Annotated in this window: 14 protein-coding genes; 6 read left to right on the top strand and 8 right to left on the bottom strand. The window is 72.2% G+C overall.

Translation table 11 applies throughout. The features are described 5' to 3' along the window. Positions 1-38: 38 nt before the first annotated feature. On the top strand, positions 39-1,160 hold the full coding sequence (locus ACIG3E_RS06160) for a M23 family metallopeptidase (protein ID WP_399611852.1): 1,122 nt from the start codon (positions 39-41) through the stop codon (positions 1,158-1,160). 27 nt (positions 1,161-1,187) lie between these two features. Here the strand turns inward: ACIG3E_RS06160 and ACIG3E_RS06165 are convergent, their stop codons facing one another. From ACIG3E_RS06165 to ACIG3E_RS06200, 8 genes are all read right to left on the bottom strand, one after another. After that, positions 1,188-2,072 carry a Cof-type HAD-IIB family hydrolase gene (locus ACIG3E_RS06165; RefSeq protein WP_399611855.1) on the bottom strand — a complete coding sequence of 295 codons (885 nt, stop codon included), beginning with the start codon at positions 2,070-2,072 and terminating at the stop codon, positions 1,188-1,190. 131 nt (positions 2,073-2,203) lie between these two features. After that, on the bottom strand, positions 2,204-3,106 hold the full coding sequence (locus ACIG3E_RS06170; RefSeq protein WP_399611858.1) for an LLM class flavin-dependent oxidoreductase: 903 nt from the start codon (positions 3,104-3,106) through the stop codon (positions 2,204-2,206). Positions 3,107-3,212: 106 nt separating this feature from the next. After that, positions 3,213-3,659 carry a hypothetical protein gene (locus tag ACIG3E_RS06175; protein WP_399611861.1) on the bottom strand — a complete coding sequence of 149 codons (447 nt, stop codon included), beginning with the start codon at positions 3,657-3,659 and terminating at the stop codon, positions 3,213-3,215. Between the two features lie 19 nt (positions 3,660-3,678). Beyond that, positions 3,679-4,236, bottom strand: a complete 558-nt coding sequence (locus ACIG3E_RS06180) for an RNA 2'-phosphotransferase (RefSeq protein WP_399611864.1) — start codon at positions 4,234-4,236, stop codon at positions 3,679-3,681. Between the two features lie 495 nt (positions 4,237-4,731). After that, on the bottom strand, positions 4,732-5,706 hold the full coding sequence (locus ACIG3E_RS06185; protein ID WP_399612182.1) for a MerR family transcriptional regulator: 975 nt from the start codon (positions 5,704-5,706) through the stop codon (positions 4,732-4,734). A 118-nt stretch (positions 5,707-5,824) separates the two neighbouring features. Further along, positions 5,825-6,757: a metal-dependent hydrolase gene (locus ACIG3E_RS06190; RefSeq protein ID WP_399611868.1), complete on the bottom strand. Its 933-nt coding sequence runs from the start codon at positions 6,755-6,757 to the stop codon at positions 5,825-5,827. Beyond that, the gene (locus ACIG3E_RS06195) at positions 6,754-8,529 is read right to left on the bottom strand and encodes an SDR family oxidoreductase (protein WP_399611871.1); all 1,776 of its coding nucleotides are present in this window, start codon (positions 8,527-8,529) and stop codon (positions 6,754-6,756) included. Before ACIG3E_RS06195 ends, ACIG3E_RS06190 begins: the two co-directional genes overlap by 4 nt. Then, entirely contained in the window at positions 8,526-9,386 is an 861-nt protein-coding gene (locus ACIG3E_RS06200; RefSeq protein ID WP_399611874.1) for a M24 family metallopeptidase, read from the bottom strand. Before ACIG3E_RS06200 ends, ACIG3E_RS06195 begins: the two co-directional genes overlap by 4 nt. A gap of 313 nt (positions 9,387-9,699) precedes the next feature. Here ACIG3E_RS06200 and ACIG3E_RS06205 point away from each other — a divergent pair, with 313 nt between their 5' ends. From ACIG3E_RS06205 to ACIG3E_RS06225, 5 genes are all read left to right on the top strand, one after another. After that, positions 9,700-10,719 carry an ABC transporter ATP-binding protein gene (locus tag ACIG3E_RS06205; protein WP_399612184.1) on the top strand — a complete coding sequence of 340 codons (1,020 nt, stop codon included), beginning with the start codon at positions 9,700-9,702 and terminating at the stop codon, positions 10,717-10,719. Beyond that, the gene (locus tag ACIG3E_RS06210; RefSeq protein WP_399611877.1) at positions 10,716-11,624 is read left to right on the top strand and encodes an ABC transporter permease; all 909 of its coding nucleotides are present in this window, start codon (positions 10,716-10,718) and stop codon (positions 11,622-11,624) included. The genes ACIG3E_RS06205 and ACIG3E_RS06210 overlap by 4 nt, the downstream gene beginning before the upstream one ends. After that, positions 11,621-12,532, top strand: coding sequence for an ABC transporter ATP-binding protein (locus ACIG3E_RS06215; RefSeq protein ID WP_399611879.1), 912 nt, complete (start codon positions 11,621-11,623; stop codon positions 12,530-12,532). The genes ACIG3E_RS06210 and ACIG3E_RS06215 overlap by 4 nt, the downstream gene beginning before the upstream one ends. Before the next feature lie 12 nt (positions 12,533-12,544). Continuing rightward, entirely contained in the window at positions 12,545-13,267 is a 723-nt protein-coding gene (locus ACIG3E_RS06220; protein ID WP_399611881.1) for an ABC transporter permease, read from the top strand. 89 nt (positions 13,268-13,356) lie between these two features. Beyond that, positions 13,357-13,596 (top strand): hypothetical protein, encoded by a 240-nt coding sequence (locus tag ACIG3E_RS06225; protein WP_399611884.1) that lies wholly within the window; start codon positions 13,357-13,359, stop codon positions 13,594-13,596. Positions 13,597-13,650 lie beyond the last annotated feature (54 nt).

Here is a 13,650-nt window from a genome sequence, read left to right on the forward strand (position 1 = left end):
CCGGGCAGCACGCGCGCGTGGAGGCAACGATCCGAGTCATGTGTGCCCGCCCGAGCCGCCCGAGCCGTCTCCGTACCCGCCGACCGCGGTGCCTGGTCGCCGTGCCGGTCCTGCTGTGCGCGTTCCTCGCCCTGGGCGCGCCGCCGCCCGCGGCCGCCGACGGGACCGACGGGCCCGGCGCCACCGACGGCCACGGCGGGTCGGGCACCAGCGCCGAGGTGGCCCGGCTCTACGAGGACGCGGCGAAGGCCACCGAGCGCTACGAGGGGGAGCGGCGCGCCGCCGAAGTGCAGCGTGGCCGGGTCAAGAAGCTCGACCGGCTGCTCGCCGAGGAGCGCTACCAGGTCGCCGTCCTGCACGAGGACCTCGGCCGGATGGCCAGCGCCCAGTACCGCACCGGCGGCGGCCTGCCGCTCACCGCGCGGCTGCTGCTCGCGGACAGCCCCGACGAACTGCTGCGCGGCAGGCGCGCCCTGGGCCAGGCGGACCTCGCCGTCACCAACGCCGTCGCCAAGACCCAGCGGGCCGCCGCTCGGCTCACGACCGCCAGGCGGTCGGCGGAGCGGGCGCGCGGCGTCCTCGACCGGCGCACGGCACGCCTCGCACGCCTCAAACGGGACATCGAAACGAAGCTGGAGTCGGCGCGCTGGACCCTCCAGGGAGAGGCCGACGCGTCCGTCGCGGCCGGTCAGTGCCGGGGCGCCGTCCGCCTGGAGCAGCCGGAAGCGGCCACCACGCGCGCGTGGGTGACACCCCTGGAGACGTACGAGCTGTCCGCGGGCTTCGACAGCGCGGGCGAGCGGTGGGCGCGGCGACACACGGGCCAGGACTTCGCCGTCGACATCGGCACCCCGGTGCGGGCGGTGGGCGCGGGGCGGGTGGTGCGGGTCGCCTGCGGCGGGGGCTTCGGCATCGAGGTCGTGGTGCGCCACCCGGACGGCTACTACACGCAGTACGCGCACCTGGCGGCCGTGACCGTCGACCAGGGGGACGCGGTGCGCGCCGGGCAGTGGGTCGGGCAGGCGGGCACGACCGGCAATTCGACCGGCCCGCACCTGCACTTCGAAACCCGCCTCACGCCGGACCTGGGCTCGGGAGTGGACCCGGTGAAGTGGCTGGCCGAGCGCGGGGTGAGCCTGGAATCGACCTCTACGGGGTGACCGGCCCGGTCAATGGAACCGGCCCGGTCAACCGGCCTCTACGGAGAGGCGGTCCGCCAGGATGCGTTCGATGACGACGGCCACGCCGTCCTCGTTGTTGGCGACCGTACGGCCCGACGCGGCGGCGATCACGTCGGGGTGGGCGTTGCCCATCGCGTACGACACTCCGGCCCAGGAGAGCATCTCCACGTCGTTCGGCATGTCTCCGAAGGCCACGACCTCGGCGGGGGAGATGCCGCGCTCGGCGCAGCACAGCGCGAGGGTGCCCGCCTTGGTGACGCCGGGGGCGCTGATCTCCAGGAGGGCGGTCGGGCTGGAGCGGGTGATCTCGGCGCGCTCGCCCGCGGCCTCGCGCGCGAGGGCCAGGAAGTCGTCCGGCGCCATCTCGGGGTGATGGGCGAGCAGCTTGAGGATGGGCTCGTCCGCGCAGACGGCGTCGGCCACGAGGAGCTTCTCGGCGGGGGCCACGCTGCCCGCGGGGTCCATGCGCAGCGGCGGGTACTGCGGCTCGTGGTGCACCCCACCGGTCCGGTCGACGGCGAAGGACGTTCCGGGGGCGGCGGCGCGGAGCAGCTCGACGACCTCCAAGGTGTTCTGTGGGGTCAGGCCCCGCACCTTGGTGAAGCGGTGCGCGCCGGGGCCGCCGTGCAGATCGACGACCGCCGCGCCGTTGGCGCAGATCGCCAGGCCGTGGCCGTGGACGTGGTCGGCGACCACGTTCATCCAGCGCGCCGGGCGCCCGGTCACGAAGAAGACCTCGATCCCCGCGGTCTCGGCGGCGGCGAGCGCGGCGACCGTGCGCTCGGACACGGACTTGTCGTCGCGCAGCAGCGTGCCGTCCAGGTCCGTGGCGATCAGCCGGGGCGGGACGGAGGGGGCCGGGGTCCGGGGCCGGGCGGTAGCTGAGGTCACGTAGCTGATTGTCCCGCATATGCGCGCACGGGTGTGTGGTGGGGCGCACATGTGAGTACGACACGCCCCCACACGCCCCGCCGGTACCCCGTGCTACGGCGGACGAGCCCCCGCCCCCCCGCCGTCGTCGGCTACAGCTGCGCCAGCGCCTCCGTCGCGATGCGCTCGAAGACCTTCTGGTCCGCGGCGAAGTCCGTGCCCGGCAGCGGCCAGTGCAGCACGATCTCGTCGAAGCCGAGCGCGGCGTGCTTGCCCGCGAACTCCACGAAGGCGTCGAAGGACTCCAGCGGCCGGTCCGGCGTGAAGCCGGTGAGCAGGATCTTGTCCAGCTCGCCGGGGTCGCGGCCGGTCTGCTCGCAGGCGGCGCCGAGGCGGTCGACCTGGCCGCGGATGGCTTCCAGGGACTCCTCGGGGGTGCCGGTGGCGAAGATCTTCGGGTCGCCGGTGGTCACCCACGCCTGGCCGTACCGGGCGGCGAGCCTCAGGCCGCGCGGGCCCGTCGCGGCCACCGCGAACGGCAGCCGGGGGCGCTGCACGCAGCCCGGGATGTTCCGTGCCTCGTGCGCCGCGTAGTGCTCGCCCTCGTAGGTCACGGCGTCCTCGGTGAGCAGCCGGTCGAGCAGCGGCAGGAACTCTCCGAAGTGGTCCGCGCGTTCACGGGGTGTCCAGGGCTCGTCGTCGGCGCGGCGCAGCGCGGTGGCGTCGAAGCCGTTGCCGCCCGCGCCGATGCCGAGGGTGATCCGTCCGTTCGATACGTCGTCCAGCGTGATCAGTTCCTTGGCGAGCGTGACCGGGTGCCGGAAGTTGGGCGAGGTCACGAGCGTGCCCAGGCGGATGCGCTCGGTGGCGGCCGCGGCGGCGGTCAGCGTGGGCACCGCGCCGAACCACGGGCCGTCGCGGAAGGTCCGCCAGGACAGGTGGTCGTAGGTGTACGCGGTGTGGAAGCCCAGCTCCTCGGCGCGCTGCCAGCGCTCCCTGCCGCCCTCGTGCCAGCGGGTCACGGGCAGGATCACGGTGCTCAGACGCAGACTCATGTGATCGAGCCTACGGCGGCCCCCAGCGGGCCCCGCCCCGCCCGCCGGACGCCTGCGCGGTCCCGGGCACGGCCGCTGCCAGGCACTTCGCTCCGTGCCCGGGACTTCAGCGGACCTTTCCGCTGAGCCAGGGAGTGAGCGAGATCATGGGGATGAGCTCCTTGTACGTCGCGTCCCCGGGCAGCGGTACGACCAGCCAGTAGCCGGGCGGGAAGCGCCGCCCCTTGACGTACGCGAGGCCGCCGAAGACGGACCGCAGGAAGGGCGGCACGTGGTCGCGCGGCACGTCGTGGCACTCGACGCCGTCGACGTCTATCAGGGCGTCGTCGTCCGGGTAGAGCCGCACGGACACCCGCGGGGACCCGCCGAACTCCACGAACGCCTCGTGCGGCAGCGAGCCGTCCGCGTCGGTCGTCACGGCGACACCGGCCGCGGTGCGGCGGGAGGTCCGGTCGGCGCCTATGTCGTGGCCGACCTCCATCTCAAGGCCGTACTCGCGGGCTATCTCCCGCAGCGCCCTCACGGCGGCCTCGGTGCTGTGCAGATGCTCCATACCCATCGATCTTGCCGGGTCAGTCCGGCGCCGGAAAGCGCAGATAGCTGGCGGGCACGGCGGCGGTGAGCCAGACGCCGTTGGCGCTGACGTGGAAGACGTGGCCGTCGCGGTGCATCGCGCCGGAGTCGACGGTCAGGACGACGGGTCGGCCGCGCCGCGCGCCCACGCGCGTCGCCGTCCCGTGGTCGGGCGAGAGGTGCACCGCGTGCCGGGTCATCGGCCGCAGGCCCTCGGCGCGGATCGCGGGCAGATGGCGGGCCACGGTGCCGTGGAAGAGATGCGGGGGCGGGGCGGCCGGGGGCAGCTGGAGGTCCACGGCGACGGAGTGGCCCTGGTTCGCGCGGATCCGGTCGCCGTCGACCGCGAACCGCTGCTTGTCGCTGGCGGCCACCACGTGGTCGAGCTCGGCCCGGGTGAAGCGGAACCCATGGGCCGCGGCGGCCGCGATCAACGTGCCGATGTCCACCCAGCCTCCGTCGTCGAGCGTGATCCCGATGCGCTCGGGCTGATGGCGCAGGTGCTTCGACAGATACTTCGACACCTTTACGGTGCGCTGGCTGTCGGGAGGGGCCATTGCGGTGCGCTGGTCATGGGGAGGCGCTTTTGCGGTGCGGGGGTTGTCGGGAGGCGCCCCCGTGGTGCGCTGGCCAACCGGTGGGGCCTTCGCGGTGGGCGGGCTGTCGGGACGGCCCTTTGCGGTGCGCGGGCTGTTGGGAGGGGCCATTGCGGTGCGCTGGCCAACCGGTGGGGCCTTGGCGGTGCGGGGGTTGCCCGGGGGCAACTCCTCGGTGCGCTGGTCGTCCAGAGGGGCCTTTGCCGTGCGCGGGCCGTCCGGCGGCACTTTTACGGTGTGCTCGCCGCCCGGCGGCGCCTCCGCGGCGCTCCGGGCGTCCGGAGGCCGGTCTTCCGGGTCTTGTCGTTCTTTCATCTCTTCAGCGTCGCGGTCCACCGTTCTCCACGCACTCGGTTTTCTGCCATCGACTTTTCATCGTGGAATTCGGCTTTCCATGTTTGATCCACAGACAAGTGCAGTTATCCACAGGCCACTTGGGAATTCTGTGGACAACTCTCAGGTGGAAGGCGGCTTTTGGGCAACTATGCCGGAATCTCCCCCACTTGCCGTGAGTGCATCCAATGTCCTGGCGTGCAGCTCCCGTTCGGCCGCCGCCGTGATGAACGCCGCCACGTTCTCCTGCCCAACCAACGCCTGGACCGCGTCCATTGTGCTGGCGGGCAGCGCCACGTACTGCAGCTCGGCGGGCTGTCGCGGCGGCTCCTCGGCGGCCAGGTGCCGACGGAGGTTCCGGGTGGCGAACAGGCGCATGGCGCGGGCCAGTTCCGCGTCGACCGACTTCTGCGCGAGCGGCCTCAGCCTGCGGATGAGCGAGGCCGCCTCAGCCGCGTCCGCCTCGCTCGGCGGATGGTTTCCCAGATACCGCGCGAAGACGTGCTCATTCGTGAACTCCAGGAAACGCGCCGCTATGTGCTCGACCTGACCCCGCAACTCCCGCAAATGGCCCGAGATCGCCGACAGCGGAACACCCGCCGCGTGCAACTCGGCCGCCACCGCGAGCTCTTGAGGGCTCGGCACCAGGAACTCGTCGTCCGTGTCCGGCAGCGGCTCAAGGACGCCGAGCGCCACGGCGTCCGCGACTGCGGCGTCCGCGACCGCGGCGTCGTCCGGAGTGCCGCCGAACGCCGCCTCCAGCTCCGCCCGGGTGATCCGGTCGGCCTTCTCGTCCGTCCACGGCCCGTCGACCTCGGCGACCAGGCCGAGCACACCGCCGAGGCCCCGGCCCGCGTCCCAGGCTTCGAGCAACTCCTTGATGGAGGCCAGGGTGTAGCCCCGGTCGAGCAGGTCGGCGATCTGCCGCAGCCGCGCCAGATGGGCGTCGCCGTACACATTGGACCGCCCGCGCCGCTCGGGCCGGGGGAGCAGGCCGCGGTCCTGATAGGCCCGGATGGTGCGCACGGTGGCTCCGCTGTGGTGGGCGAGATCCTCTATGCGGTACTCCACCCGGGGCGTGCCCGGCGGCGCCTCCACCCAGGGCGTGCCCGCCGACTCCACCCGCGGCGCACCCGGCGCCGATGCGCGGGCTTCCTCCCTGCGTCCGTCCACCGCTCCCCCGTCCTTTCCCGGTGGCACCCGGTCGTGCTCCGCGCTACGCGATGGCCGCGCGCCCGGCCGCCGCCACCGCGGCCCGCGCGGCGGGCGACCACGCCAGATACTCGACGGCCCTGCGCAGCGACCCCTCCTGCGACGGATGGTACGACCGCCGCAGATAGCGGGGCACGGCCGCGCCTATCTGCCGCCACGGCGGCAGCAGGCCCTTTCTGACCGCCCTGTGGTGCGCGAGCAGCGAATACCGCAGCCGCCCCGCGAGCCGCGGATCGTGGCGGATGAGATACGCGGCGCCCCAGAGCCACAGGTACAGCATCACGGGGGCCGTGACCGCCATGCCCGCCACCCGGCGGACGTACCGGGGAGCGCCGGTGCCGCCGCAGTGCTGGTACATGTCGAAGGCGACCGCGCGGTGCTCGACCTCCTCCGCGCCGTGCCAGCGCAGCAGGTCCAGCATCACCTCGTCCGCCCGGGCCCGGTCGAGCCCCTCCGCGTGCAGCACCCAGTCGCCGAGCACGGCCGTGAACTGCTCGATGGCCGCGACGATCGCGAGCCGGAAGCGCAGCCACTCCTGCGTGGCCACGGGCGCGCCCAGCGGCGGCCGCTCGCCGAGGAGCTTCTCGAACAGGAAGTCCACGTACTTCGTGAACCCGGTGGTGTCCAGGTGCTGCGCGGCCAGGTGATCGAGCACGTACGCGTGCTGCACGCTGTGCGTGGCCTCCTGCCCCATGAACCCCTTGACGTCCGCGCGCAGCACCGGATCGGTGATCAGCGGCAGGCCCTCCTTGAAGACCTTCACGAACCATCGCTCGCCCGCCGGGAGCAGCAGATGCAGGACGTTGATGACATGGGTGGCCGTGGGCTCGCCCGGGATCCAGTGCAGCGGGGTGGCGTCCCAGTCGAAGGTGACCCGGCGCGGAACGATCGTGTAGTGCTCCTCGAGGGGCGGCGGGGTGCCGTGCTCCGTGCTCACAGCGGTGGCTCCAATCGGGCCAGCGCGCGCAGGGCCCTGGGCGAGAACCGGGACATGAGATGGGCGCCGCGTGCCTCCGGGGTGACCGGCACCACGGCCTGGTTGCGGACCACGGCACGCAGCACGGCGTCGGCGACCTTCTCCGGTGGGTAGTTGCGCAGGCCGTAGAGCCGGGCGGACCTCTTCTGGCGGCGGGCCTCCTCGGTGGCGGAGACCCCGGCGAAGCGGGCCGTCGCCGTGATGTTCGTGTTCACGAAGCCGGGGCAGATGGCGGAGACGCCGATGCCCCGGCCCGCGAGCTCGGCGCGCAGGCACTCGCTGAGCATCAGGACGGCCGCCTTCGACGTGCTGTACGCGGGCAGGGCGCGCGAGGGCTGATAGGCCGCCGCCGACGCGGTGTTCACGATGTGGCCGCCCTGGCCGCGCTCGGCCATCTGCTTGCCGAAGAGGCGGCAGCCGTGGATGACGCCCCACAGATTGACGTCCAGGACCTTCTTCCAGTCCTCGGCGCTGGTGTCGAGGAAGGAGCCGGACAGGCCGACGCCCGCGTTGTTCACCAGGACGTCCACCACGCCATACTCCGCGGCGACCTTCTCGGCGAGCTTCTCCATCGCCTGCTCGTCGCTCACGTCGACCGTCTCGGCCCAGGCCGCGGGGGCACCGACGAGCCGGGACAGCTCGGCGGTGCGGGCCGCGCTCTCCGCGTCCCGGTCGACGGCCACCACGCGCGCGCCCGCCTCGGCGAACGCGAAGGCCGTGGCCCGCCCGATGCCGCTGCCCGCGCCTGTGACGAGCACCAGCTGGCCGGAGAACCGCTCGGCGTACGTGCCCGGAGCCTCGGCCGCGCTCGCCACCGGCGGCACGCCGTCCTCGTGGGCGGTGACGAACTCCGTGATCCAGGAGGTCAGTTGGTCAGGGCGGGTGCGCGGCACCCAGTGCTTGGCGGGCAGCGTGCGCCGGGTCAGCTCCGGGGCCCACTGGTCCAGGTCGTCGTACAGCCGCTGGGACAGGAAGGCGTCGCCCGAGGGCGTGATGAGCTGCACCGGCGCGTGCGCGTACGCGTCCGGGCGGGGGCGGCGCAGCCGGGCGCGGACGTTGTCGCGGTAGAGCCAGGCGCCGTGCGCGGCGTCCGTGGGCAGGGACGGCGTGGGGTAGCCGTCCGCGGGCACCTTCTCCACGCGCTGGAGGATCTTCGGCCAGCGCCGGCCGAGCGGGCCGCGCCAGGCCAGCTCGGGGAGGACCGGGGTGTGCAGCATGTACACGTACCAGGACTTGGCGCCCTGGTTGACGAGCTGGGCGGCCCGGCGCGGCGTGGGCCGGGACAGGCGCTTCTTGATCCAGTGTCCGAAGTGGTCGAGGGACGGGCCGGACATCGACGTGAAGGACGCGATCCGTCCCTGGGTGCGCTGGACCGTCACGAACTCCCAGGCCTGCACCGAGCCCCAGTCGTGGCCCACCAGGTGCACCGGCTCGTCCGGGCTGACCGCGTCGGCGACCGCGAGGAAGTCGTCCGTCAGCTTCTCCAGCGTGAAGCCGCCGCGCAGCGGCTTGGGGGCCGTCGACCTGCCGTGGCCGCGCACGTCGTACAGCACGACGTGGAAGCGCTCGGCCAGGCGCGTGGCGACCTCGGACCACACTTCCTTGGAGTCCGGATAGCCGTGCACGAGCAGCACCGTGGGCCGCCCGGCCTCGCCCAGCTCGGCGACGCACAGCTCCACCCCGCCGGTGCGCACCCAGCGCTCGCGCGCGCCCTTCAGTTCCACGGTCGTCATACGGCAGCCCTCTCAGCGTCTTCCACGGACCAGCGCCGCACGTGCGGCAGGTCGTCGTCCAGCCAGAACGCGCTCTCCTCGGGGTCCTTGGAGTCGGTGACGACCAGGATCTCCTCGAACTTCGCCCCCGTGCCCCGGAATCCGAGGTGCGGCTCGACCGCCCACAGGCCCGGCCGCGGCGGGTGGTCGGAGAACTTGTACGGCGACCACAGGGGCGACCAGCCGTCCCGGTGGCCGTGCAGCGCGTCGCTCGCGAGGCCCTTCAGGGACTGGGTGCCGAAGCCGAACACGTGCGGCGAGAAGCGGCGCTCCTTGACCCGGTCGACCTTGTGCGCGATGACGCCGAAGGGATAGGCGCGATGGCGGTTGGCGTAGCCCTGGCGGACCATGAGCCGGTCCACGTCTTCGTAGATCTCGCGCAGCGGGCGGCGCTCGCGCACCTCGCGCAGGATCAGCTCGCGGTGCGCCCGCAGGTCGGCGAGGAGCCGGTCGTGGACCGGATTGAGCCCGAGGCAGCCCGAGTAGCCGATGTCGGCCGTATAGCCCTCGAACACCGGGGCCATGTCGAGGATGAACGGCATCCCCGGCTCCAGCCTGCGGTGGGTGGGGAAGAACTGCAGCGGCACCCGGAAGTTCACGAACGCCGTGCGGTCGCCGAACCAGGCGAAGGGCAGGTGGAACCAGTCCCGCACGCCTCGCTCGCGCAGCCACACCCGCTGCATCCGCGCCGCCTCGCGCTCCGTCACGCCCGGCTTGAGCTGGGCGGCGACCGCTTCCGCGCATTCGTACGCGAGGGTCTGCACGCGGCGGAACCCCCGCAGCTCCGCGGAGAGTTCACCCTTCACTGCTGAGGTCATGCCACCGTCCGTCCCGTGTCCGGTCCACGCCCGCCGGGACGGCACCCCGACGCGCCGCGTCACCGTGCCGTCCCCGTACGTGCTCGTAACTTGACACTGATGAATGTGACAATGCCTGGCGGCTGCGTCAATAGGTCTGCGTGAGCCTTCGGGACAGGTCCGGAAGAACCCTGAGGGGGCCTCCGGAGGAACCCCCAGGGGTTCGACCTCCGGACGACCCCTACGGGCCCGTAATACTCCAGAGTGAGGGCGGAGACAGCCTGTGGACTGACGCCCCGGTGTGGTCCGCGCCACTACCGTCGAACACGTGACTGTGATCGCGACCGAAAGCCTGAGCAAGCGGTTCCCGAAGGTGACCGCGCTTGACCGGCTGACCTTGGACATCGGGCCCGGTGTGACCGGACTCGTCGGAGCCAACGGCGCCGGCAAGTCAACGATGATCAAGATCCTGCTGGGTCTGTCCCCCGCCACGGAGGGCACCGCGTCCGTGCTCGGCCTCGACGTCGCCACCAGCGGCGGCGAGATCCGCGAGCGCGTCGGCTACATGCCCGAGCACGACTGCCTGCCGCCCGACGTCTCGGCCACCGAGTTCGTCGTCCACATGGCGCGCATGTCCGGCCTGCCGCCCGCCGCGGCCCGCGAGCGCACCGCCGACACCCTGCGCCACGTCGGCCTCTACGAGGAGCGCTACCGCCCCATCGGCGGCTACTCGACCGGCATGAAGCAGCGCGTGAAGCTCGCCCAGGCGCTCGTGCACGACCCCCAGCTGGTCTTCCTCGACGAGCCGACCAACGGCCTCGACCCCGTCGGCCGCGACGAGATGCTGGACCTGATCCGGCGCGTGCACACCGACTTCGGCATCTCCGTCCTGGTCACGTCACACCTCCTCGGCGAGCTGGAGCGCACCTGCGACCACGTCGTCGTCATCGACGGCGGCAAGCTCCTGCGCTCCAGCTCCACCACGGACTTCACGCAGAGCACCACGACCCTCGCCATCGAGGTCACCGACAGCGACGAGCACCCCGACGGCACCGGCGCGCTGCGCGCGGCCCTGCACGCCCACGGCGTGACCACCCACGACGACGGGGGCGGGCTGCCCGGCGCGGGCCACATCTTCCTGCTCGACGCCACGGACGAGGCGACGTACGACCTCGTCCGGGACACCGTCGCCGACCTCGGCCTCGGCCTCGTCCGCATGGAACAGCGCAGGCACCACATCGCGGAGGTCTTCCGCTCCCAGGACGAGCCGCGGCCGGAGCAGGTCTCCGAGCACGCGGCCGCCCGGGCGGCGACCACGGCCGCCGCCGAGCAGACGGGAGGCGGCAAGCGATGACCGCCGAGTCGACACGGGCGCGCGACGCCGGCGCCACCCAGATCCACAACATCGGATACCGCACCTACGACGGCCCCCGCCTCGGCCGTGCCTACGCCACCCGCTCGCTGTACTCGCAGAGCCTGCGCGGCGCCTACGGCCTCGGCCGCTCGGCCAAGTCCAAGGTGCTCCCGATGATCCTCTTCGGGGTCATGTGCGCCCCCGCGCTGATCATGGTCGCGGTCGCCATCACCACCAAGGCCGACGAACTGCCCGTGGACTACACGCGCTACGCGGTGCTCCTCCAGGCCGTCATCGGCCTCTACTTGGCGGCCCAGGCCCCGCAGACCGTCTCCAGGGACCTGCGGTTCAAGACCGTGCCGCTGTACTTCTCCCGCCCCATCGAACGCGTCGACTACGTACGCGCGAAGTTCGCGGCCATGGCGTCGGCCCTGTTCGTCCTCACCGCGACGCCGCTGATCGTGCTCTACGTAGGGGCGCTGTTGGCGAAGCTGGACTTCGCGGAGCAGACGAAGGGGTTCGCCCAGGGGCTCGTCTCCGTCGCCCTGCTGTCGTTGCTCTTCTCCGGGATCGCGCTCGTCATCTCCGCCGTGACGCCCCGCCGCGGCTTCGGCATCGCCGCCGTCATCGCCGTGCTCACCATCTCCTACGGAGCGGTGTCCACTGTCCAGGCCATCGCGGACGAACAGGGGGGCAACGAAACCGCCATCCAGTGGCTCGGCCTGTTCTCGCCGATCACCCTCATCGACGGCGTGCAGACCGCCTTCCTCGGCGCGACCTCCTCGTTCCCCGGCAACGAAGGCCCCTCGGCGGGCGTCGGGGTCGTCTACCTCCTCCTCGTTCTCGCCCTCGTAGCGGGCAGCTACGCGGCTCTCATGCGCCGCTACCGGAAGGCCGGACTATGACCACGATCAGCATCGACCACGTCTCACGCTGGTTCGGCAACGTGGTGGCCGTCAACGACGTCACGATGACCATCAGCCCCGGAGTCACCGGCCTGCTCGGCCCCAACGGCGCCGGGAAGTCCACCCTCATCAGCATGATGGGCGGCTTCCTCGCCCCCTCCACCGGCTCCGTCACCCTCGACGGAAAGCCCACCTGGCGCAACGAGGAGATCTACAAGCACCTCGGCATCGTGCCCGAGCGCGAGGGCATGTACGACTTCCTCACCGGCATCGAATTCGTCGTCGCCAACGCCGAGTTGCACGGCCTGGGCAAGAAGGCGGCCCAACGGGCCCTCGCCACGGTCGAGATGGAGTACGCGCAGGACCGCAAGATCTCCACGTACTCCAAGGGCATGCGGCAGCGCGTGAAGATGGCCTCCGCGCTCGTCCACGAACCGTCCGTGCTGCTGCTCGACGAACCCTTCAACGGCATGGACCCGCGCCAGCGCATGCAGCTCATGGACCTGCTGCGGAAGATGGGCGACGAGGGCCGCACCGTCCTGTTCTCCTCCCACATCCTCGAAGAGGTCGAACAGCTCGCCTCGCACATCGAGGTGATCGTCGCCGGGCGGCACGCCGCGAGTGGTGACTTCCGGAAGATCCGCCGCCTCATGACGGACCGGCCGCACCGCTACCTGGTGCGCTCCAGCGACGACCGCGCGCTCGCGGCCGCGCTGATCGCCGACCCGTCCACCGCGGGCATCGAGGTCGACCTCAAGGAGGGCGCACTGCGCATCCAGGCCGTCGACTTCGGCCGGTTCACCAGCCTGCTGCCCCGCGTCGCGCGCGAACACGACATCCGGCTGCTCACGGTCTCGCCCTCGGACGAGTCCCTCGAGTCGGTCTTCTCCTACCTCGTCGCGGCCTGAAAGGGAGCCATCGTGTACGACCCCACTGTCGCCCGGCTCACCTACCGGGCCCTGCTCGGCCGCCGCCGGGCACTGATCCTCTTCGCCCTGCCCCTGCTGCTCGTCGTGATCGCGGCCGCGGTGCGCGGCTTCAGCGGCGCCGACGACCAAGTGGCCTCCGACCTGCTCGGCGGCTTCGCGCTCGCCACCATGGTGCCGATCATCGGCGTCATCGCGGGCACCGGCGCCATCGGCCCCGAGATCGACGACGGCTCCGTGATGTACCTGCTGTCCAAGCCGGTCAAACGCCCCACGATCATCGTCACCAAGCTCACCGTGGCCGTCGCCGTCACCATGGCGTTCTCGGCGGTCCCGACGCTCATCGCGGGCCTGATCCTCAACGGCAACAGCCAGCAGGTCGCCGTCGCCTACACGATCGCCGCCCTGGTGTCCTCCATCGCGTACGCGGCGATCTTCCTGCTGCTCGGCACGGTCACCCGGCACGCCGTGGTCTTCGGGCTCGTGTACGCGCTCGTCTGGGAGGCCCTCTTCGGCTCCCTGGTCTCCGGGGCCCGCACGCTGAGCGTCCAGCAGTGGTCGCTCGCCGTGGCCCACAAGGCCGCCGACGGGGGCCAGCTCGTGACCTCCGACGTGGGCCTGCCCGCCGCCGTGATCCTGCTGGTCGTGGTCACGGCCGGGGCCACCTGGTACGCGGGCCAGAAGCTGCGGACCCTGACCGTCGCCGGGGACGAGTAGCCCCGGCGAGCCGCCTTGACGGTGCCTTCACCCTCCTGCCGGGACACTGGTGGGAAGGGGATGCGCAGGAGTGTCTAGGAGGTGCCGCGATGGCATCGGACGAGGGACGGGGCGAGGGTCCCGGGAGGGACGCCTGGGACGAGGTGGTCCTCGACGACGACTTCATACGGTCTGCCGGGGCCGCCGAGCCCTCCGCGCGGGCCCGGATGCTCACCGCCCGCTGGCGGCAGCAGGCCCCCGAGCCGCAGCCGTGGCGGTCCGACGAGCCGCCCGCCGGGTGGTTCTTCAGCCGGGCCCGCAAGCGCAGACGCAAGCGGCGCGAGGGCTGAGCCCGGAAGCGTGCCCGGCTCGGCCCGCGAGAAATTCGGTGGCGGGCAACCACC

Source organism: Streptomyces sp. NPDC053474 (assembly GCF_044544845.1).
GTDB lineage: Bacteria > Actinomycetota > Actinomycetes > Streptomycetales > Streptomycetaceae > Streptomyces.

Coding starts and splice junctions, on each gene's coding strand:
- ACIG3E_RS06160 (WP_399611852.1), top strand. CDS start 39: ATGTGTGCCCGCCCGAGCCGCCCGAGCCGTCTCCGTACCCGCCGACCG.
- ACIG3E_RS06170 (WP_399611858.1), bottom strand. CDS start 3,106: ATGAGTCTGCGTCTGAGCACCGTGATCCTGCCCGTGACCCGCTGGCAC.
- ACIG3E_RS06175 (WP_399611861.1), bottom strand. CDS start 3,659: ATGGAGCATCTGCACAGCACCGAGGCCGCCGTGAGGGCGCTGCGGGAG.
- ACIG3E_RS06180 (WP_399611864.1), bottom strand. CDS start 4,236: ATGGCCCCTCCCGACAGCCAGCGCACCGTAAAGGTGTCGAAGTATCTG.
- ACIG3E_RS06195 (WP_399611871.1), bottom strand. CDS start 8,529: ATGACGACCGTGGAACTGAAGGGCGCGCGCGAGCGCTGGGTGCGCACC.
- ACIG3E_RS06200 (WP_399611874.1), bottom strand. CDS start 9,386: ATGACCTCAGCAGTGAAGGGTGAACTCTCCGCGGAGCTGCGGGGGTTC.
- ACIG3E_RS06210 (WP_399611877.1), top strand. CDS start 10,716: ATGACCGCCGAGTCGACACGGGCGCGCGACGCCGGCGCCACCCAGATC.
- ACIG3E_RS06215 (WP_399611879.1), top strand. CDS start 11,621: ATGACCACGATCAGCATCGACCACGTCTCACGCTGGTTCGGCAACGTG.
- ACIG3E_RS06225 (WP_399611884.1), top strand. CDS start 13,357: ATGGCATCGGACGAGGGACGGGGCGAGGGTCCCGGGAGGGACGCCTGG.